This window comes from Nonomuraea candida (assembly GCF_000725485.1).
In the GTDB taxonomy this organism is placed as follows: Bacteria; Actinomycetota; Actinomycetes; order Streptosporangiales; family Streptosporangiaceae; genus Nonomuraea; species Nonomuraea candida.
The window spans coordinates 1-19,893 of the sequence record NZ_JOAG01000070.1 but is presented as its reverse complement, the minus strand read 5'-3'; the positions used below and the strand labels follow the sequence as shown (position 1 = coordinate 19,893).

Here is a 19,893-nt window from a genome sequence, read left to right as displayed (position 1 = left end):
GGTCCTCCTCGCCCGCGGCCCTGCAGGCCCCGGCCGCGCCGAACCGAGCACGCGGCCCCGTTCCACCGGCCTGATTGAGTGGTGACCGAAGCGATGGGCGAGGACCTTCAGCGGGGGCAGGTGGGCCGGTACCGCTCGTCGGGGACGTACTGCTTCCATTCCTGCTCGGTGAACGACCGGCCCGCGACCCCGCACACCGCCCGGCGCAGGTCTCGCGGCAGGGCCGGGTTCCACAACCGCACCGTCCCGTCGTACCCGGCGGTGACGTAGCGGCTGCCGTCCGGGCTGAAGGCCCCGGAGCGCACCCCGCCGTCGTGCCCCGTGATGGGGCCGGCGACCTCCTGCCGGGTGGCGACGTCCCAGAGCCAGATCTCGGCGTCTCCGGTGACGGCGAGGAGGCGGCCGTCGGGGCTGAAGGCGACCGACGCCGCCGTGGCGGCACCGCCGGTGAGCGGGGCGTCGAGCGGGGTGCCGAGCTGCCGGTGGGTGGCCAGGTCCCAGAGCCGTACGGTTCTGTCAGTGCCGCTGGTCGCGAGGCGGGTGCCGTCATGGTTGAACGCCATCCACGTCACGAACTCGTGGCCGCTGAGCGGGACGCCGACCTGCCGGCGGGTGGCCAGGTCCCAGATCATGACCGGGCCCAGCCCGGGGGTGGCCAGACGGCTGCCGTCGGGGCTGAAGGCCACCACCGTCCCCTCCATCGCCGCCTGGCCGGTGATCGGCGCGCCGACCTGCCGGTGGGTGGCGGTGTCCCAGAGCCGTACGGTCATGTCCATCCCGATGCTGGCCAGGCGGGTGCCGTCGGGGCTGAAGGCGACCGCCGTCACCGAGCCGTCGTGGCCTTCGAGCGGGACGCCGATCTGCCGGTGGGTGGCGGTGTCCCAGAGCCGTACGGTCCCGTCGCTGCCGGCGGTCGCGAGACGGCCGCCGTCGGGGCTGAAGGCGACCGCCGTCACCGAGCCGTCGTGGCCTTCGAGCGGGACGCCGATCTGCCGGCGGGTGGCCGCATCCCAGAGCCGTACGGTCCCGTCGTCTCCGGCGCTCGCCACGCGCGTGCCGTCCGCGTTGAAGACGGCCGCGTACACGGGGCCCTCATGGCCGGTGAGCGGGGCGCCGGCCTGCCGATGGACGACGGGGTCCCAGAGCCGGGCGGTCTCGTCGTTGCCGCCGGTGGCCAGGCGGGTGCCGTCGGGGCTGAAGGCGACCGCCATCATCGAGCCCTCGTGGCCGGTGAGGGGCGGGCCGACCTGTCGGCGGGTGGTGGTGTCCCAGAGCCGTACGGTCCCGTCGTCCTCGACGCCGGCCAGGCGGCTGCCGTCGGGGCTGAAGGCGACCGACGCCCCCACGTCGGCGGCCTTGGTGATCGGCGGGCCGACCGGCGTGCGGTCGTCGGCGTCCCAGAGCCGTATCCCGTCGTGCGCGCCGGTGGCCAGGCGGCTGCCGTCCGGGCTGAAGGACACCGACGTCACCGAGCCCTCGTGGGCCTGGATGGTGCCGATCCCCTGGTAGGTGGCGGTGTTCCAGAACCGTACGGTCCCGTCGCTGCCGGCACTGGCCAGGCGGCTGCCGTCGGGGTCGAAGGCCACGGAGTACACCGCGTGGTCGTGGCCGATGAGGGGCCGGCCGAGCTGCTGCTGGGTGGCGGGGTCCCAGAGCCGGATGGTCCTCTCCTCGTCGGCGGCGGCCAGGCGGTTGCCGTCGGGGCTGAAGGCCACCGCATGCACCTCGCCGGTGTGCCCCGTGATCGTCTTGCCGACCTGCCGCAGGGTGGCCGGGTCCCATAGCCGTACGAGCTGGTCGGGCCCCGCGGTGGCCAGGCGGCTGCCGTCCGGGCTGAACGCCACCGACGACATCGCGCCGGTGGGCACCGTGATCGTGCTGCCGATCTGCTGGTTGGTCGCGGTGTCCCAGAGCCGGAGCCCGTCGTTCCCCGCGGTGGCCAGGCGGGTGCCGTCGGGGCTGAAGGCCACTGATCGCACCGCGCCCTGGTGCTTCAGCACGGCCCGGATGGGCCGGCTGAGCAGCGCGGACATGCTCGCCCGCGCTTCGGCGGTGTCCGAGATGGCCAGCGCGGCCGCGGCCAGCCGTGCCGAGGTCGCCGGGTCGTTGCGCAGGGATCGGCTGTCCGCCGCCAGCTGGCGGGAGACGGCCTCGGCCTTCTGGCGCAGCGCCAGATCGCGCTGCCGGGCGGCGTCCTGGCCGGAGAGCACCGTGCCTATCGCGGTGATGACCGCGATCACCAGCAACGCCGCCAGCAGCGCGGTCACGCCCTGCCGGCGACGCCGGTTCCGCACGCCGGCCTCGATGCCGGCACGCAGGAAGTCCTCGGCCGGGCCGGTCAGGCCGAGATGGCGCTCGGGCTCGGCGCGCCAGCGGGCGACGGCGTGCTGAGCGCTCTCCAGCCGGGTGCCGCGGTAGAGGAAAGAGGAGTCGCGGCCCGCGCCGTCCCATTCGGCGGCGTCACCCTCGATCTCCCCGTGCAGGACCCGATCGGTGTGCTCCTCGGCCAGCCAGGAGCGGAGCCACAACCACGCGGTCACCAGCACGTCGTGGGCCAGCTCCACCGTTCCCGCGCCGGAGGCGGACACGGCGACCATCAGGCGGGCGCTGGTGAACGCCGCTATCACCTGGTGCACGGCTTCCGGCCGGTGCGGGGCGCAGAGGGCGGCCAGGTCGCCGGCGCTCAGACGGCGGCGGGCGATCCGGCCGTCGGCGCCGGTGAGGGTGAGCGCGACGGTGACCCGCCGGGCGAGCTCCTGGTGGCCGGGGGACAGGCCGGTGTAGACGTCCTCGGCCGCGTCGTTGACGGCGGACGCCACGCCGCCCGAGCGGTCGTACCCCTGCCTGGTCAGCCGCCCGTCCTGCCGGTTGTGCCAGGTGCGCACCATCGCCATCGACAGCAGCGGCAGCGCCCCCACCGCGCCGCTCCCGGCGGCTGCCGGGGTCTGGAGGTGGCCGGCCAGCTCTCGTACGACCTGCTCGGCCAGCCCGTCCTCCACCACGAGGCCGGCCGCCGCGGCGGGCCCGGTGATCGCCCGCTGCAGCTCCGCCTCGCTCATCGGGCCGAGCACGAACACGCGCTCCTCCAGCGCCCGTGCCAGCGCCGGGAGCGCGGCGCACCGATCGACGAAGTCGCCGCGTACCGCGACCACCACCGTCCCGGCCGGCTCCGCCCCGCCGCCGCCATGCCCGGTGGCGGTCACACTCGGCGCGGGCTCCGCCGCCCCGCCGTCGTGGCCGGTGGCGATTGCGTCCAGGGCGGACACGAACGCCTCCGCCTCGCCGGGCGCCAGGGTGAACACTTCCTCGAACTGGTCGACCACCATCACCAGCCGGCGCGGCGCGTCGCCGTTCCCGCCCTGCTGGCGGCGGCGGATCGCCTCGGCGGTCAGCACCTGGCGGGCGCGCGCCGCGGCCCGGGCCGGGTCTTCGCGCAACTCCTCCAGCACCACGTCGGGATCGGCGCCGCAGCGCACCGCCAGGTGCACCGCCAGCTCCTGCAACGGCCGCACCCCGGGCGTGAAGGCCACCTGCGGCCACCCACCCGGTACGGCCTCCAGCGCGGGCAGCAGCCCGGCGTGCACCAAGGACGACTTGCCCGCCCCCGACGCCCCGGTCACCACGATCAGGCCGCCCCCGTCGCGCCGGCCGTCGTCCACCATGGCGACCAGCCGGGCGGTGGCCTCGCCCCGCCCGTAGAACACCCCGGCCTGAGCCGCGCCGAACGGCGCCAGCCCCTGGTACGGGCACCCGCCGCTCCACCTGGCCTCCTGCACCGGTGTGGCCCCCGGCCCCGAGGCCAGCCGCCGCCCCAGGTCGCTCAGCTGGTCACGCATCCCCAGCAGCAGCGCGGCCTGCTGCCGCGCGTGCGCCCGATCCACCCGGCGCTCGGCGTCCTGGCGGTAGAGGGCCTGCTGGATCTGCTCCGCCGCCACGTCCAGCCGGCCCAGCATGGGCTCCAGCGCGGCGCTCTGCCGGCCCAGCTCGGCGAAGCCCGTCACCATCTCCTCCAGCAGCCGCGCCTGGCCGCCGGCGAGCGCCTCGCTGATCGCCGTCCGGGTGGCGTCCACGGCGTTCAGCGACGCCGCCAGCGTTTCCGCCAGCGCCTCGGCCCGCGCGTCGCCGGCCCGCAGCACCTCCTCCAGCCGGACCGCCAGCTCCCGCTCCACGCGCGCCAGCCGGGCCTCCTCGCCGCTGAGCCGGGCACCGCCGGCCTTCCCCGGCTCCCCGCCAGTCTCCCGCGGCTCCCCGGGCCCGGCACCGCCGGTCTCCCCCGCCTCTCCGCCGGTGAGGTCGGCGCCGTCCTCTTCCCCTTCTCCGGCGCCGCGCGTGCGGGCGCGGGCGGCGTCCAGGGCGGCGCTGAGCACGCCCGACAGCACGTTGCCGCCCACCGACCCGAGCACCCCGATCCCGGCCAGCAGCACCGCAGGCCCCGGCTCGGCCAGCGCCAGCGGAGCCAGCGCACTGGCGCACAGGGTCGCGAGCAGCGCCCGCGGCGTCGCCCACGCCAGCCCCCGCACGGCCGTCCGCCGCACCCAGGCACGGGTCCCCTCCTGAGCCGCCGCAACCTGCTCAGGCGACAGCCCGTCCCTGTCCGTCGCGACCTGCTCGGGCGACTGTCCGTCGCCGCCCGCCCCGGACGACGGCTGAGACGGCCCTTCCTCCCGCAGGTCCACAGGCTGCTCCCGGCCGCGCGACGCTCGTTCCCGCCGACGCCAGCTTAGGCGCCGCACGGCTCCATGGTCAGAGTTACCGAGGACGCGATTGAGGCGATCGACGCGAACGGCCCCCGGCCCTGGTCAGTCCGCCCGGCGGGCGAGGGTGAGCTCGGTGACGATGGTCATGTGCACGGCGTCGCCGAGCAGCCCGGCCAGCTCCCGCAGCAGCGGCTCCCGGCGGGCCGGGTCGAGGATGCGGTAGGCGGAGATGGTGCGGACCAGGTCCAGGTAGCGGCCGGCGTCGTACCACTCCGTCCAGGAGTAGGAGCGCTCGTCGAGGTCGGTGAAGCGGGGGTCGTCGGCCAGCAGGTGCCGGGACTCCTCGGTGCGGTCCGCCTCGTCCTGGTGCAGGCTGGCGCTGGTCATGCCGTGGCGGCGGTCGGTCTCGGCCAGGGCGGCCCGCAGGCCGGGGTCGGTGACGACATAGCGGTTCCAGAAGAGGGCCAGCGCTCCCGACGGGGCCAGCGCCGCGTGCGCCAGGTCCCAGCGGCGCTCGGGGTCCACCCAGTGCCAGGCCTGCGCCGAGTACAACAGGGCGAAGCGCCGGTCGGGGACGTAGTCCTCGAAGATCCCCGTCCACACCGTCACGCCGGGGCACTTGGCCGTCAGCGCCGCCGCCATCCTGGCATCGGGCTCGACGCACGTCAGGTCGGCCCCGCGGGCGGCGAAGGCGGCCGTGGCCTTGCCCGTCCCCGCACCGACCTCCAGCACCGGCCCGGCGGGCGCGTACTCCAGCACCTCCGTCACCAGTTGCCCGGGATAGCCGGGCCTGGCCGACTCGTACGTGTCCACCACGTCGCCGAACACCACACTGCGTTCTCGGTCCACCGCCATGGCACTCTCCTTCTCGCCGGGCGAGTGCCGATTCAATCACGCCGGGCCCGGCGTCCCTCCCGCCGGACTCCGGCGGCTCCGGACGCCCGCCGCCGGTGCGACGCGCCGTGCCGGCGGCCGAGGGCCGCTGATCTGCGGGCTCCGGCCGTCAGTCGTGTGCGGGAGTGAACCGTACGGGCAGGGCGACGGGGCCGCGGGTGATGCCGGCGGGCAGCCAGCGGACGGGGGCGGACGGGTCGGCCCAGGCCAGGCCGGGCAGCCGGGACAGCAGCACGCGCAGGCCGATGGCGCCTTCGAGGCGGGCCAGCGGGGCGCCGAGACAGTAGTGGATGCCGTGGCCGAAGGCGAGGTGCCTGGGGTCGCGGCGGGTGACGTCGAGCCGGTCGGCGTCGTTCCGTGACAGGTCGGTGGCCCTCATGGAGAGGTCGGGGTCGGCCGGTGGGAGGGCGGTGCGGTTGGCCGAGGTGAGGGCGACGACGACGGCCTGGCCGGCCTTGATGAGCTCGCCGCCGAGCACCAGGTCCTCGGCGGCGAAGCGCGCGGGCGTGGTCTCCAGCGGCGGGTCGTAGCGCAGGAACTCCTCCACCGCCGCCGGCATCCGCTCCGGCCGCTCCCTGAGGTACGCGGCCTGCTCCGGATGGTCGAGGAGCGCGACCAGGGCGTTGCCGAGGAGGTTCACGGTGGTCTCGTGCCCGGCGACGACCAGCAGGACGGCGGTGCCGAGCAGCTCGGTGTCGGACAGGCGGCCGTGGTCGTCGTCGTTCGCGCGGATGAGCTGGGAGAGCAGGTCGTCGGCGGGGGACCGGCGCTTTTCCGCCAGGAGGTCCCGGAGGTAGGCGTTGAGCGCCAGCAGGGCGGCGCGCTGCCCGTCTGAGGGGTTGCCCATGCCTTCGCGGGTCCAGGCGCGCAGGTCGGCGCGGCGGTCCTCGGGGACCCCGAGCAGCTCGCAGATGACCGCCATGGGCAGCGGCGCGGTGAACGAGGCGACCAGGTCGGCCCGGCCGGTGGGGGCGATGCGGTCGACGAGCCGGTGGGCGAGCCGCTCGATGCGCGGGGCGAGCCGCTCCGCGGCGCCGGCGGTGAACGCCTTGGAGACCAGGCGGCGCAGCCGGGTGTGCTCCGGGGGATCGGCGGTCAGCATGTTCCCGCCCAGGCCGGAGCCGGGGAGCATGATGTGCCGCCCGGTGGCGCGCAGGCGCTCGGCGAACGGCTCGGGGTTCTTGCTCAGCCGCGGGTGGGCCAGCGCCTCCCGGCCCAGCTCGTAGTCGACGACCAGCCAGACGCGTGATCCGTCGCCGAGGCGCGCGCGGTGGATCGGGCCCCGCTCGCGCAGCTCGGCGTAGCGGGCGTGGGCGTCGGCTTTGAAGTCGGGGGTCCCGACGAGGATGGTGTCATCGCGGGTGGTCATGACTTGCATGCTGCGCGAATCACCTGTCGAACGCCAGTGCACAGGCAGGTCGTTTCGGCGTGACCCGGCCTCTGACAGTGCCATCGGGCTCATCGCCGTGTCTCTTTCCCGGTAGCGCCGAAGATCGGTCCGATCCTCTCCGGAGGCTGTTCAGAAGAATTCTCCCTGACAGCCTTGACGGGTTCACTCCGACAATTGATGGTAAGTAGGCGCATCCGTACGGGGGACGTCACAAAATGACTGCGGTGCCGAGGGGGAAACAACTCAGATCACCGAGCGTCCACCACAATCTGCCAGGTGACAGATGCCTTCCGGCCGTCCGCCCAGGAAATGAGTGCGCGCCGGAAAGGCCTATTCAGCCTGCCTTTTTCCGTAAGTCACGGCAGAAGTTTCAGTTTCGGACAAGAAGGACATCACATGGTGCTTCAACCTTCCGTGCGAAAACTCAAGCGAACGGGAAAGCGTTCCCTCGCCCTGCTCGGCACGCTGGCCCTCACCGCGGCGCTGGCCGCCGGTCCGGTGAAGGCCACGACCTCCAACGAGCCCGACCCGGCCGGAGTGGCGGTCAAGAAATCCGGCCAGTCCGCGGCGCAGCTCTCGGCCTACTGGACGCCGGCCCGCCTCAAGGAGGCCCAGCCGACCCGCGCCAGCGACCTGGGCAAGGATCGCAAGGTCAGCTCCCTGCCGGCCTCGAAGCTGCCCGCCATCTCCGCTCCCGGCACGCGGCCGGCCAAGGTCGGCCTCGCCCCGGCGCCCGACGACACCAGGCTGAACGTCGTCCAGGCACAGCGCTGGAACAGCCACGGCGTGATGCCGGCCACGACGATCGGCAAGCTCTTCTACACCAACGACCAGGGCGCCAATCGCTACTGCTCCGCCGCGGTGATCAACGCCAACAACCGGAACACGATCTGGACGGCCGGGCACTGCGTGCACCGCGAGAACGGCGGCGGTGACCAGGGCTGGTTCACCAACTTCCTGTTCAGGCCCGACTTCGACGCCGGCAACTCGCTGGGCGCCTGGGGCTGGGAGCTCGCGGCGGCCCCCCAGGGCTGGACCGTGAACGGGGACTGGGCGTACGACATCGGCGCGATCGCGCTGGCCCCGAACGCCAGCGGCAACGTCCAGGACATCACGGGCTCACAGGGCTACCACTTCAACAGCGGCAAGTACGACTACCAGGTCCACGCCTTCGGCTACCCCGAGGACTCCGCGCCGGTCGACCGGCCGGAGATGGACGGGCAACGCCTCTGGTACTGCACGGGCGCGACCTGGAAACCGGCCTCCGACAGCCGGATGGGCTTCCACTGCGACATGTTCCACGGCGCCAGCGGCGGCCCGGTGATGTATGACCTGCAGCTCTCACGCGGCTGGGGCTACATCGTCAGCGCCAACAGCTGGCACTACTTCGCCAACGACGAGTGGCGCGACCCGTACCTGGGCGACGCCGCCGTCAACGTCTACAACTCGGTCAAGGACCACTAGACAGACCGCGCGGACGCCACCGGCGGCTCAGCCGCCGGTGGCGTCCCGCATGCGCTCCTCGGTCCAGTAGTCATGGACCTGGCCGGGATCCTGGACGTTCTGGTGTACGGCTGGTGTCGCCGGATCGCCGGAGCCCGCCTGCGCGACGAGCATCCGGTACGCCCCGAAGGCGACCACGGCCGCCGCGAGCGACACCGCCACGATCCTGATGTGCGTCTTCGCCCACATACACGTCACTCCCTCTCCTTCATAGTCGCGGGTGACACCGGCAGGGGCAACCGGCGGCGCCGGCTGATCCGGCCGCGCACCGGGGGACCCGCCCCGCCGGCGGGGGTCTTGTCCACAGGATGGGGGTTTTCCACCGCAGCCTGGGGACGGCCACGTCGGGTGCGCGTGCCCGGGGAATGACGCGGTGTTGTCCGGTTACGTGCTGGTGGGCGCCAAGGGTGTGGTAAAGGCCCTTCGCCGGACCGCCCGCAGAGCCGCCGGAAGCCCGGAATCACCCCGCCGAGCTGGGAAAACACCGGACGGGCCGGAGCGCGGCAGGGTAGCACAGGGCGTGCCCGCGCGGATGCCGGCCGGGCGGCGCCGGAGCCGGGGTCCACATGTGCGCGAGGGGTGTGGACGGCGGCGCGGCCCCGGCGGGACAGGAAGGCGTTATCCACAGGATGGGCGAGTTGTCCACAGGTTGTGCATCACCGGCCTGCGCGCGTCATCCGCCGGCCGTGGCCCGCCGCCTGAGCTGATGCGCCAGCGCGGCGGCGTCACCCGGCAGGTCCCGCGCCGCCAGCTCCGCCGCCACCCGGTCCTGGACCTCAGCCGGCCGGTGGGCGTCGTACTTGAACTTGGCCCGCACCTCCACCACCCGCAGCCGCAGCCCCCTGATCGCCGACAACCTCTTGTGGTACGGCCCCGCGTCGGCCGCCACCTCGCCGTAGTCGCCGCCGGGCTGGTGGTGGGCGAGCTGCCGGCGCAGGATGTCCGCCTTGCCCGCCCTGTCGTCCACGACCTCGGCCCGGCAGACGAGCTGGACGGAGGCGTAGTAGCTGGTCGGCACGCCCGTCTCGGGGGAGTCGGAGCGCCAGCCGGTGGGGATGTAGGCGTAGTCGTCGTGCACGCTCACCACGGCCACCGGGTTGGCCTCCAGGGCCGCCCAGATCGGGTTGGGCCTGGCCAGATGGAGCATGACCTCGTCCGCCCCGTCCCACAGGAAATGGGTCGGCACCACCACCGGCGCCGCGCCGTCCACGCCGTTGGCCACGATCTGGCCGAAGTCGCGCGTCCGCAACCAGCTCCGCCACTCGTCGTCGTCATGGGCGGCGTCCCAAGGGTGAATAAGCACACGAACCCCTTTGTATTAGTACATAATGTCTTTTGTGCTGGAAACATACACGTTCACGGGTGGCACGGCCAGCGAGATAGCGGCGGGGGTCGAGCTCGGCGTGTCGGAGGGGCGGCTGCCGCCGGGGGCGGTGCTGCCGCCGGTGCGCGAGGTGGCGGCGCTGACCGGGGTCAGCCCGGGGACGGCGGCGGCGGCGTACCGGCTGCTGCGCGAGCGCGGCGTCGTGGAGACCTCGGGGCGGCGCGGGACGCGGGTCAGGCCGCGACCGGCCGGCACGTTCCGCGAGGAGATCCGCGTGGAGGCGCCGCCCGGCGTGCGCGACCTGTCCCAGGGCAACCCCGATCCCCTGCTGCTGCCGCCCCTGCGCGAGGCGCTGGCCGCCGCCGCGGGCGCGCACGAGGAGCGGCCCGCCCTGTACGGCACCGGCGACGACGACGAGCTGCTCGCACTGGCCGGGGAGCGGCTGCGGGCCGACGGCGTGCCCGGGGCGCCGCTGGCGGTCACCTCGGGCACCCTCGACGCGGTCGAGCGCGTGCTCACCGCCCACCTGCGCCCCGGCGACGCGGTGGCCGTCGAGGACCCCGGCTGGACGGCGCTGCTCGACCTGGTCGCCGTGCTCGGCCTGCGCCCGGTGCCGATGCGGCTCGACGGCGAGGGCCCGCTGCCCGACGACCTCGCGCGCGCGCTCCGGGCCGGCGCCCGCGCCGTGGTGATCACCGCCCGCGCCCAGAACCCGACCGGAGCCGCCGTCGGCGCCGCCAGGGCGGGGGAGCTGCGGGCGCTGCTGGCCGCCTGCCCCGAGGTGCTGCTGATCGAGGACGACCACGGCTCCGGCTTCGTGGACCTGCCGCTGCACCCGCTGGCCGGGGCCACGGCGCGGTGGCTGCTCGTCCGCTCCACGGCCAAGGCGCTCGGGCCCGACCTGCGGCTGGCCCTGGTCACCGGCGATCCGGTCACGCTCGACCGGCTGCGCAGGCGGCAGCGGCTGGCCGCCGGCTGGGTGAGCCACCTGCTGCAACGCGCCGTCGCCCACCTCTGGCGGACGGGGGCGGTGGACACGGCGGCGGTGGCGGCGTCGTACGCGCGGCGCAGGGACGGCCTGGTCGCGGCGCTGGCCGCACGCGGGATCACCGCGTACGGCCGCAGCGGCCTGAACGTGTGGGTCCCCGTCGCGGACGAGTCCACCGCCATCACCCGGCTGCTGGCGCGCGGCTGGGCCGCCGCGCCGGGCGCCCGCAACCGCATCGCCACGCCGCCCGCGCTGCGCCTGACCATCTCCACCCTGGCCCCGGAGGAGGTCGAGCCGCTCGCCGGCGACCTGGCCGCCGCCCTGCGCCCCGCCTCCGCCGGACGGTACGGCTAGGCCAGCAGCGACTCCCCGATCCACCCGCCGGGCGCGCAGCCCGGCGGGATGGCGAAGACGGCCGACCCGATCGTGGTGACCCACTCGTTGAGCAGGTCACCCTCGGCCAGCATGCGCTGGACGGGGACGAACTGGCGGGCGATGTCCGCCTGGTAGGAGGCGAACAGCAGCCCCGAGTCCGACTCGCCCTCCGGGGTCAGCCCCTCGTCGTAGTTGTAGGGCCGCCGCAGCAGGCGCAGCGCGGGATCGGCGACGTGGGCGCGCCTGATGTGGGCGTACTCGGAGATGACCGGGAAGCCGAGGTGGTTCTTGCGCGCGTAGTCGGGTTCGTCGCGCTCGGCCGTGCCCGTGAGCGGCGCGCCGCTGCCGAGCCTGCGGCCGATCGTGAACTCCCTGGCCACCCGGTCGGCGGCGTCCCAGGTCTCCAGCAGCATCCGGATCCTGCGCAGCACCAGCGTGGTGCCGCCGCGCAGCGGGCCCTGCCCGATCCACACGGCCCGGTCGAGGTCGGTGGCGTTGACCGTGCCCTCGATCTGGCCCATCAGGTTGCGCCTGTTGGCGCTGCGGAAACCGCGCTGCGTCCACCGCACCCGGGCGAAGGAGCGCGCGTCCTTCACGATCATCCGTACGGCGTGCGCGACCGTCACGGTGTCGTCCGCGCACACCTGGACCAGCAGGTCTCCCCCGCTCCACCGCTTCTCCAGCCGGTCGGTGGCGAACGCGGGCAGCGGCTCGACCGGCGAGTCCACCCCGGCCGCCGCGAACAGCCCCGGCCCGAACCCGAACGTCACCGTCAGCCGGGCCGCGTCGACGGCCAGCTCCGGCTCGGTGTCGGCCAGTGCGGGCCGCCCCTGGGTGAGGCGGGCCGCGTCGTCGGTGAGCAGGTGCAGCAGCCGGACGACGGCCTCCTTGCGCACGTCCTTGCGCAGGTCGAAGCCGAGGAACACCGCGTGGGCCTGCGGCTCGGTCGCCACGCCCGCCTGGTGCGCGCCGTGGAAGGGCTCCACCCGGGCCGCCTGGCGAGCGTTGTGGGTCACGACGGCGCCGGCGGCGCTCCCGGTCGCCGCGGCGGCGGCCCCGGCGGCGGTGGCGACGCCGCCGGCGAAGAGCCCTCTGCGGGTGATCACTTGTGCCCCGGCTGGTAGTCCTCCTCGCCGCCGGCGAAGTCCTTGCCGACGGCGGTGAACTCGAGCGGCTGCCCGCCCTGCACCTGGAGCGTGAACGGGATCTTCGCCCCGGGCAGCACCTTCTCGGTGACGTCCATCAGCATGATGTGGTCGCCGCCGGGCTGGAGCTGGTGAGTGCCGCGGGCGGGCACGACGAAGCCGCCCTCCTTGGCCCGCATGACCATCTTGCCGTCGGCCTCGACGACCTCGTGCAGCTCGATGACCTTGGACAGCGGCGAGGCGCCCGACACCACCGTGATCGGCGTGTCGCCGTGGTTGACCAGCGTCCCGAACGCGGCGGTCATCCCCGAGTCGGTGGTCTTCACCCACGGGTCGGTGATGGTCAGCCCGCCGGTGGCGGCGCTGGGCGAGGAGGTGGCGGCGGCGGGGGAGGCGGCCGGCTTCGCCGCGGGCTCCGCGGCGGGCGCGCCGCAGGCGGTCAGCGCCAGGGCGGCGGCGGCGAGCAGGAGGGCAGGACGAGAGAACGCAGGACGGGAGAGCATGGTGTGCCTTTCTCCACCCGGCATGCCGAAGCAGACCCTGCCGGGCGGCGGGGGTCGTCTGAGAAGGGGAAACGCCGTGCCCGACCGCGAGAGGTCAGGCGGTGACGGCCCGCGGCGGGCCCCTCCTGCTGACGACGTGCCGCAGCACGGCCGAGCGCAGCACGGGCGGCTCGGTCGTGCACAGGGGTGTGGAGAAAGGTGTCGTGAGCAGCGGCAGCCAGATGACCAGCAGCCGCACGGCCAGCCGGCGCAGCAGCGACCACAGCGCGGCCTCGCCGCGCGCCAGCCACAGCGCGGTCAGCCCGACCGCCCAGCCGTGCGCGGCCAGCATGCCCAGGTCGGGCACCAGCCCCGAATGGGCGAGCATCCCCAGGTCCGGCAGCAGCGCCGCGTGCGGGTGACCGGCCGGCGCGTGCGCGGCGTGGGACAGCGAGAACAGCAGGTGCAGCAGCACCTGCAGTCCGGCCAGCAGCGGCAGGATCACCGCGAGCGGCCGCTCGCGCCCCGCCAGCGGGTACGCCGCCGCGAACGCCACCCCCAGCGCCGCCACCATGGCCGGAGCCGGCACGGAGGCGCCGCCGAGCACGTGTGCCGCCACGCCCAGCCCGAGGCACACCACGGCGAACACCATGGTGCGGGCAAGACGGAGCGGCAACGCCATATATCAAGCATTTCACGCCATCCCCCCGGTCCGCGCGTTGATCCGTGCGCTTCTCCCCCGCGCTGCGAACCCCGGCCCCCGGGGCTCAGCACCTTGCACCGCCGCCCGGTCCGTGCGGGGCTCAGCGTTCCGCGCGGCCGGCCCGGTCCGTGCGGAGGATCAGCGCTTCATGTCCGGCTTCACGTGAAACGCCGTGAGCGCGCGGACCGGGGTGCGGGAGGCCGCGTGGGCGAGGACGCCCAGCGCACCGACGATCAGGGCCACGAGCGCGGCCCTGGCCGCCGCCTCCCATCCGCCGTCGAGCGCCCCGAAGAAGACCGCCCCGGTGACCGTCCCGCCGAGCACTCCCCCGGCCTCCTGCACGGTGCCGAGCACCCCGGCCGCGGCTCCCGACCGCTCCGGACGTACGGCGGCCAGGACCGAGGAGAGCAGCGGCGACATCAGCAGCCCCATGCCGGCCCCGGTCACCAGCAGCGCCGCCCCGATCTGGACCGGCCCCGCGCCCACCGCCCAGTGCAGCAGCCCCAGCCCCAGGACCAGCACCGGCGCCCCGAGCCGGGAAGGCCGCAGGGAGCCGGCGAAGAAGCCGGCGTTCAGCGCGGTGCACACGGCGCCGGCGGCGAGGGGGTCGAGCCCGAGCCCGTCCTGCAAGTACAGGGCCAGCACGAACGACAGCCCCGCCGACGTGCCGAACAGCAGCCCGACCGCCACCAGCCCGGGCGCGAACCCCTTCGCGCCGAACACGGCCAGGTCGAGCAGCGGCACGCGACCGGAGCCGGCCAGTAGGCGCTGGCGTCGTACGAACGCGGCCAGCAGCGGCGGCGCGGCGGCCAGGGACAGCCACGTCCACAGGGGCCAGCCCTGCTCACGCCCCTCGGCGAGCGGCAGCACCACGGCCACCAGCCCGGCCGCCACCATCACCGCCCCGGCCACGTCCAGCTCGCCGGCCCGGGACCGGCCACGGGGAAGGCGGGCGGTGGTGTCGCGGGGGAGCAGGCGGCCGGTCGCCGCCAGGGCCGCCACGCCGATGGGCACGTTGGCCAGGAAGCAGGCCCGCCAGCCCAGCCCCAGCGGATCGGCGGCCACCAGCAGCCCGCCGATCACCTGCCCGCTCACCCCGGCCAGGCCGACGGCGGTGCCGTACCGGCTGAACGCCCTGGCCCGCGCGGCCCCCTGGTACAGCCGGCCGAGCAGCGCCAGCACCTGCGGGGCGAGCAGCGCCGCCGCGACGCCCTGCACGACCCTGGCCGCCACGAGCTGCGCCGCGTCCCCCGCCAGCCCGCAGCCGGCGGAGGCCAGCGTGAACAGCGCCAGCCCGGCCGCGAAGACCCGCCGGTGCCCGAACAGGTCGCCCAGCCGCCCGGAGACGATCAGCCCGGCCGCGTACGCCAGCCCGTACCCGGCGATCACGAACTGGACGGCGGCGTCACCCGCGCGCAGGTCGGTCCGGATGGAGGGGATGGCGAGGTTCGCGACGAAGAAGTCCAGCGTGGTCACGAACACCGCGGTCAGCAGCAGAGGCAGGGCGGCCCGGCGGGCGGTCATGGGGCTCCAGATCGAGAAGGGGTGGGGCGGGTGGAAGAACACCGGCGGACGCCGGACGGTTGACCCCACCCTGGAGCCGGCCCATTTCGATTCCCTGTCGATCACCTATGCATCACTGCATATCCCTCCATAATCGACGCGATGCCGAAATTTCAGGATCTGCTGGAGTATGCCGCGGCGATCGCCCCCGTCATCGGCGCGGCCACCGTCAACGTGCACGCCTCGGCCGCCAGAGCCGTCGCCGACCTGGCCGAGACCTCGGGTCTGACCCCCGGATTCCTGTCCGACCTGCGCTTCACACTCCCCCTGCGCCCCCTGACCCGCCGCGACCTGGCCGTCGTCTACCGCTACGGCGACCCGGCCGGCCGCGAGCCCAGCCTGCGGGAGCACCTGAGCCAGGGCGCCCTCGAAGAGGACCGCGAAGGCGGGCTGCGGCTGACGGCCGCGGGCCTGGCGTTCGTGCACCGGCTGTACGACCTGCACGCCGCCGCGGCCGAACGCGTCTGGGCCGGCAACGACCTGCCCGGCCTGGCCGAGCTGGCGGGCCGGGTGCTCGGCGCGGCCGACCGGCTGCCCGGCGGGGCGCTGGAGCTGATGGCGCCGCCGTACGAGCCGGAGGGGGCGGGCGCCGGGCTGCTGCTGTTCAACCGGCTGGCGGCGCTGCGCTACCACCGGGCCGACGCCCACGCGGCGGCCTGGCGGGCGGCGGGACTGACGGCGGCCGGCATCGTCGCCCTCGCCGGCGGGCCCGTACGGGAGGGCATCGAGGCGGAGACGAACCGCCGGGACGCCATGGCGTACCGGGCCCTGACGGAGGGGGAGCGGGACATCTTTTACGACGGATTGCTCAAACTGATCTGAACCGGGTGGCCAGCGGCCCGGCAGGCCCCCGGCCTCGGCAGGGACTCCGGAGTTCGCAAAGTGCCACCTCCCGGTAACCAGCGGGTAGGCGCACTATGGTCGTACTTCGACAGGAGGCACCGTGGAACAGGAACTGCCCGGCGGTGCGCGGCTGATCGTTGGGGTGGACGAGTCCCCGGCCGCGCGCTGGGCGCTGGCCTGGGCCATCGGCGCGGCCAGGCTGCACCGGATGGCTCTCGTGGCCGTGCACGTCAGCCGCGCGCCCGTCCACCCCTTCCCCGAGGCGCTGCCCGTCCAGCACGCGGTCCGGCTCGGCGAGGAGGCGCGCTGCACCGAGGTGGTGACGAGCGTGTTCGAGGACGTGGCGGGCGGCATCCCCGAGGATCTGCGGACGTTCGTGGTCGGCCGGGTCGGCGATCCCGGCTATCACCTCGTCGACCTCGCCCGCGACGGCGACCTGCTCGTGCTCGGACGGGGGAGACGCGGCCTGCTCAGCCGCATCTTCCTGCCCTCGACCAGCATGTACTGCGCGCGGCACGCGCGCACGACGGTCGTGATCGTGCGGCAGCCGACGCCGCCCGACGACCCGGAGATGTCAGGGGAGCGGGGCCGCCGCTTCTGGACCCGCCGACATCCTTGACCTGAGCAGGCGCAGGCCGGCGGGGATGGCGTCCCTGCCGATCGCGCCGTAGCCGAGGACCAGGCCGGGCTGGGCCGGGCGCTCGCCGCAGTACGCCTCCAGGCGCTCCACCGCCGGCTCGGGCCCCGGGCGGACGGTCACGCCGGGGGCGAGCCGGGCGCACAGGTGCAGGCCGGCCGTGGACGGCACCGGGCGCAGGCGCTCGTCGCCCGCCAGGGCCTCGGCGATCAGGGCGTGCCTGGCGGCGTACTCGCGGGTCGCCTTCCTGATGTGCCTGGCCAGCAGGCCCTCGTCGATGAAGCGGGCCAGCGCGGCCTGCGTGGGCACCTCGCCGTGCCAGTCGGACAGGTGCCGGGCCGCGCGCAGCGCCGGCGCGAGCGAGGCGGGCGCGACCAGGAAGCCGAGCCTGAGCATGGGCAGCAGGGTCTTGGAGAACGAGCCCACGTAGATGACGCGGCCGGCCCGGTCGAGGCTCTGGAGGGGTTCGAGCGGACGCTCGCCGAAGCGGAACTCGCTGTCGTAGTCGTCCTCGATCACCACCGCCCGGCGGCGCTCGGCCCAGGCCAGCAGGGCGGTGCGGCGGGCCAGCGACATGGGCGTGCCCAGGGGGAACTGGTGCGACGGGGTGACGTACACGATGCGGGCCTCGCCGGGCAGCGCCCGCACGTCGATGCCCTCGCCGTCCACCGGCACGCCCGCGACCCGGGCGCCGAGCGAGCGGAACAGCAGCCGGGCGGGCGGGTAGCCGGGCTCCTCGACGGCGACCACGTCACCCGGCTCGATCAGCACCCGGCCGATGAGGTCGAGCGCCTGCTGCGCGCCGCTGGTGATCAGCACGTCGCCGGGGCCCGCGTGAACCGAGCGGCTGATGCCGATGTGCCGGGAGATGGCCTCGCGCAGGGGCTCGTGCCCGGCCGGGTCGGCGTAGCCGGCGGCGCCGGCGCGCAGCTCGCGGGCCACCAGGCGGCGCCAGGTCTCCATGGGGAACAGGCGGGCGTCGGGGACGCCGACGCGGAAGTCGTACCGGGTGGTGGACTGGGCCGGCGTCGCAGGCGGGAGGTCGCGCCAGATCGGGCGGGGGCGGATGACGCCCTTCGGGGCGGCTCTCCCCCGGACCGGCTCCGCCGAGACGAACGTGCCCGCGCCCGCCCGCCCCGTGAGGAACCCGTCGGCGACCAGGCGGTCGTAGGCGAGCGCGACCGTGTTCCTGGAGATCTCCAGGCGGCGGGCCAGCTCCCTGGTCGGCGGCAGCCGCTCCCCCGACCTGAGCCGGCCGTCGAGGATGGCGTCGAGGAGCTGCCGGTAGACCTGGGCGGCCAGGTCACGGCCGCCGTCGAGGCTGATGTGCACGTCCATCTTGGCCCAATCATCTTGCCGGGAATTGGAGCTTATCCTGGGACAAGTTCGGCTCCAGGATGAGGGCATGACCGAACGAATGAACCTCGGTGCGCTGGCCGGAGAGGCGTACCGGGCCATGGCCGGGCTCGACGCGTACGTCACCCACAGCACCCTCCCCAAGCCGCTCCTGGAGCTGGTGCGCCTGCGCGCCAGCCAGATCAACGGCTGCGTCTACTGCGTGGACGCGCACAGCTCCGACGCCAGGGCGGCGGGGGAGAGCGACGCCCGCCTGCACGCCGTGGCCGTGTGGCAGGAGGCGCCGTTCTTCACCGAGCAGGAGCGCGCCGCGCTCGCCTTCACCGAGGCGGCCACCCGGCTGTCCACCCAGGACATCACGGACGAGGTGTGGGAGCGGGCCGCCGTCTGCTTCACGGAGGCGGAGCTGGCGGCCCTGGTGGTGGCCGTGGCCACGATCAACGCCTGGAACCGGATGGGCGTCGCGACCAGAATGACCCCGGCGTCCTACAAGCCATGAAATATCGGCGAATCCTGGCGCATGCGCAGCTTGCCAGCTCCGTGGGGGACGGCGTCTACCTCGTCACGTCCGCGTTCTACTTCGCCGGGATCGTCGGGTTGTCGGCCACCGAGATCGGCCTCGGCCTCACCCTGGGCTGGGCCGTCGGCTCGGTGGCCGGCGTGCCGCTCGGCCACCTGGCCGACCGGCGCGGGCCGCGCGGCGTCGCCGTGCTGCTCGCGGTCGTGACCGCGGCGGCCGTCGCCGCGTTCCTCCTCGTCTCCTCCTTCGCGCTGTTCGTGCTGGTCACCTGCCTGTACGGCACCGCGCAGACCGGCCTGTCGGCCGCCCGCCAGGCGCTGCTCGCCGCCCTGGTGCCGCCCGCCGAGCGGACCGTCGTACGCGCCCGCCTGCAAGCCGTGCTCAACGGGGGCCTGGCGGCCGGGGCCGGGCTGGGCGGGCTCGCGCTGCACGCCGGGACGCGCGAAGGGTATCTGGCGGTGCTCGCGCTCGACGCGCTGGCCTTCCTGGCCGCCGCCGCCCTGCTGCTCAGGCTGCCCGCCGTACGGCCCGCGCCGGCTCCCGCCGGGCCCCGGCTCGCCGTGCTGCGGGACCGGCCGTACGCGCTCGTCACGCTGCTCAACGCCGTGATGCTGTTCTACATGCCGCTGCTGAGCGTGGTCGTGCCGCTCTGGATCGCCTCCCGTACCGATGCGCCCACCTGGATGGTCTCGGTCCTGCTCCTCGTCAACACCGGGACCGTGCTGCTCTTCCAGGTGCGGGTGGCGCGGCGGGTCAAGGGGCTGCGCGACGCCTCCGGGGCCGTGCGGCGGGCGGGGCTGCTGATGCTCGCCGCGTGCGTGGTGTTCGCGCTGAGCCCGTACGGGTGGGCGTTCCTCATCGTGGCGGCGGTCCTGCTGGTCGCCGGGGAGATGCTTTTGGCGGCGGGGGCCTGGGAGATCGGCTTCGGTCTCGCGCCGGACGATCGGCAGGGGCAGTACCAGGCGTTCTTCGGGACCGGGGTGGCCGTGGCCCGGATGCTGGGGCCGGTCGTGCTCACCGGGCTGGTGCTCGGCGGGGGGACGGTGGGGTGGGTGGTGGTGGGGGCCGGGTTCGTGGTGGCGGGGGCCGCGATGGCGCCGGCCGTCCGCTGGGCCTCCGCCTCCCGCCGGCCGTACGCACCTCCGGTTACGACCCCAAGCCCGGATCCGGCCTCGGCTCTGGTTACGCCCCCGGCCCCCGCCCCGGCCCCCGCTCCGGCGTCGGCTCCTGCTCCGGCGTCGGCTCCTGCTCCGGCGTCGGCTCCTGCTCCGGCGTCGGTTCCTGCTCCGGTCAGGGCGTGTGAGGCCGAGCTGTGAGCGGGCACGCGGACGGCCGGCGTCGTGAGGGCGCCGGCCGTCCGTTCGGTGGTGTCAGGTGAAGCGGCGGAGTCGCAGGCTGTTGGTGACCACGAAGACGCTGGAGAACGCCATCGCCGCGCCCGCGATCATCGGGTTGAGCAGCCCGGCCGCGGCC

At 74.6% G+C, this 19,893-nt stretch carries 16 protein-coding genes; 6 read left to right on the top strand and 10 right to left on the bottom strand.

Translation table 11 applies throughout. The features are described 5' to 3' along the window. Positions 1-107: 107 nt before the first annotated feature. The 3 genes from IO39_RS40960 to IO39_RS40950 all read right to left on the bottom strand — a co-directional run bounded on the left by IO39_RS40960 (position 108) and on the right by IO39_RS40950 (position 6,960). The gene (locus IO39_RS40960) at positions 108-4,676 is read right to left on the bottom strand and encodes an nSTAND1 domain-containing NTPase (protein WP_157549637.1); all 4,569 of its coding nucleotides are present in this window, start codon (positions 4,674-4,676) and stop codon (positions 108-110) included. 123 nt (positions 4,677-4,799) lie between these two features. Next, the gene (locus IO39_RS40955; protein WP_043636116.1) at positions 4,800-5,552 is read right to left on the bottom strand and encodes a class I SAM-dependent methyltransferase; all 753 of its coding nucleotides are present in this window, start codon (positions 5,550-5,552) and stop codon (positions 4,800-4,802) included. A gap of 148 nt (positions 5,553-5,700) precedes the next feature. Further along, positions 5,701-6,960: a cytochrome P450 family protein gene (locus IO39_RS40950; protein WP_043636114.1), complete on the bottom strand. Its 1,260-nt coding sequence runs from the start codon at positions 6,958-6,960 to the stop codon at positions 5,701-5,703. A gap of 417 nt (positions 6,961-7,377) precedes the next feature. Here IO39_RS40950 and IO39_RS40945 point away from each other — a divergent pair, with 417 nt between their 5' ends. Beyond that, complete coding sequence (locus IO39_RS40945) at positions 7,378-8,445, top strand: trypsin-like serine peptidase (protein ID WP_157549634.1); 1,068 nt, start codon at positions 7,378-7,380, stop codon at positions 8,443-8,445. A 27-nt stretch (positions 8,446-8,472) separates the two neighbouring features. On the opposite strand, the gene IO39_RS40940 is transcribed toward IO39_RS40945, so the two are convergent. Then, entirely contained in the window at positions 8,473-8,673 is a 201-nt protein-coding gene (locus IO39_RS40940; protein ID WP_043636112.1) for a hypothetical protein, read from the bottom strand. A 484-nt stretch (positions 8,674-9,157) separates the two neighbouring features. After that, positions 9,158-9,787 (bottom strand): FMN-binding negative transcriptional regulator, encoded by a 630-nt coding sequence (locus IO39_RS40935; RefSeq protein WP_043636110.1) that lies wholly within the window; start codon positions 9,785-9,787, stop codon positions 9,158-9,160. 34 nt (positions 9,788-9,821) lie between these two features. Between IO39_RS40935 and IO39_RS40930 the strand changes: the two genes are divergently transcribed. Then, positions 9,822-11,150: an aminotransferase class I/II-fold pyridoxal phosphate-dependent enzyme gene (locus IO39_RS40930; protein ID WP_052424032.1), complete on the top strand. Its 1,329-nt coding sequence runs from the start codon at positions 9,822-9,824 to the stop codon at positions 11,148-11,150. On the opposite strand, the gene IO39_RS40925 is transcribed toward IO39_RS40930, so the two are convergent. The 4 genes from IO39_RS40925 to IO39_RS40910 form a co-directional block, all read right to left on the bottom strand. Then, on the bottom strand, positions 11,147-12,277 hold the full coding sequence (locus IO39_RS40925) for a Dyp-type peroxidase (protein WP_043636107.1): 1,131 nt from the start codon (positions 12,275-12,277) through the stop codon (positions 11,147-11,149). The genes IO39_RS40930 and IO39_RS40925 overlap by 4 nt on opposite strands. Further along, positions 12,274-12,819, bottom strand: a complete 546-nt coding sequence (locus IO39_RS40920; protein WP_043636103.1) for a copper chaperone PCu(A)C — start codon at positions 12,817-12,819, stop codon at positions 12,274-12,276. Before IO39_RS40920 ends, IO39_RS40925 begins: the two co-directional genes overlap by 4 nt. Positions 12,820-12,913: 94 nt before the next feature. Further along, positions 12,914-13,480 carry an MFS transporter gene (locus IO39_RS40915; protein ID WP_157549632.1) on the bottom strand — a complete coding sequence of 189 codons (567 nt, stop codon included), beginning with the start codon at positions 13,478-13,480 and terminating at the stop codon, positions 12,914-12,916. A 159-nt stretch (positions 13,481-13,639) separates the two neighbouring features. Further along, entirely contained in the window at positions 13,640-15,025 is a 1,386-nt protein-coding gene (locus IO39_RS40910; protein ID WP_052424030.1) for an MFS transporter, read from the bottom strand. 141 nt (positions 15,026-15,166) lie between these two features. Between IO39_RS40910 and IO39_RS51490 the strand changes: the two genes are divergently transcribed. Continuing rightward, entirely contained in the window at positions 15,167-15,886 is a 720-nt protein-coding gene (locus tag IO39_RS51490) for a hypothetical protein (RefSeq protein WP_052424029.1), read from the top strand. A gap of 121 nt (positions 15,887-16,007) precedes the next feature. Then, entirely contained in the window at positions 16,008-16,526 is a 519-nt protein-coding gene (locus tag IO39_RS40900) for a universal stress protein (RefSeq protein WP_043636099.1), read from the top strand. Here the strand turns inward: IO39_RS40900 and pdxR are convergent. After that, a complete protein-coding gene (pdxR, locus tag IO39_RS40895; protein WP_043636098.1) occupies positions 16,482-17,882 on the bottom strand; it encodes a MocR-like pyridoxine biosynthesis transcription factor PdxR in 1,401 nt (466 codons plus the stop codon). The genes IO39_RS40900 and pdxR overlap by 45 nt on opposite strands. A gap of 67 nt (positions 17,883-17,949) precedes the next feature. Here pdxR and IO39_RS40890 point away from each other — a divergent pair, with 67 nt between their 5' ends. Then, positions 17,950-18,399, top strand: a complete 450-nt coding sequence (locus tag IO39_RS40890) for a carboxymuconolactone decarboxylase family protein (RefSeq protein WP_043636092.1) — start codon at positions 17,950-17,952, stop codon at positions 18,397-18,399. Beyond that, positions 18,396-19,736 carry an MFS transporter gene (locus IO39_RS40885; RefSeq protein WP_084774409.1) on the top strand — a complete coding sequence of 447 codons (1,341 nt, stop codon included), beginning with the start codon at positions 18,396-18,398 and terminating at the stop codon, positions 19,734-19,736. The genes IO39_RS40890 and IO39_RS40885 overlap by 4 nt, the downstream gene beginning before the upstream one ends. Positions 19,737-19,893: the final 157 nt, after the last annotated feature.

Coding starts and splice junctions, on each gene's coding strand:
- IO39_RS51490 (WP_052424029.1), top strand. CDS start 15,167: ATGCCGAAATTTCAGGATCTGCTGGAGTATGCCGCGGCGATCGCCCCC.
- IO39_RS40950 (WP_043636114.1), bottom strand. CDS start 6,960: ATGACCACCCGCGATGACACCATCCTCGTCGGGACCCCCGACTTCAAA.
- IO39_RS40910 (WP_052424030.1), bottom strand. CDS start 15,025: ATGACCGCCCGCCGGGCCGCCCTGCCTCTGCTGCTGACCGCGGTGTTC.
- IO39_RS40885 (WP_084774409.1), top strand. CDS start 18,396: ATGAAATATCGGCGAATCCTGGCGCATGCGCAGCTTGCCAGCTCCGTG.
- IO39_RS40890 (WP_043636092.1), top strand. CDS start 17,950: ATGACCGAACGAATGAACCTCGGTGCGCTGGCCGGAGAGGCGTACCGG.
- pdxR (WP_043636098.1), bottom strand. CDS start 17,882: ATGGACGTGCACATCAGCCTCGACGGCGGCCGTGACCTGGCCGCCCAG.
- IO39_RS40955 (WP_043636116.1), bottom strand. CDS start 5,552: ATGGCGGTGGACCGAGAACGCAGTGTGGTGTTCGGCGACGTGGTGGAC.
- IO39_RS40920 (WP_043636103.1), bottom strand. CDS start 12,819: ATGCTCTCCCGTCCTGCGTTCTCTCGTCCTGCCCTCCTGCTCGCCGCC.
- IO39_RS40940 (WP_043636112.1), bottom strand. CDS start 8,673: ATGTGGGCGAAGACGCACATCAGGATCGTGGCGGTGTCGCTCGCGGCG.
- IO39_RS40915 (WP_157549632.1), bottom strand. CDS start 13,480: ATGGCGTTGCCGCTCCGTCTTGCCCGCACCATGGTGTTCGCCGTGGTG.
- IO39_RS40945 (WP_157549634.1), top strand. CDS start 7,378: ATGGTGCTTCAACCTTCCGTGCGAAAACTCAAGCGAACGGGAAAGCGT.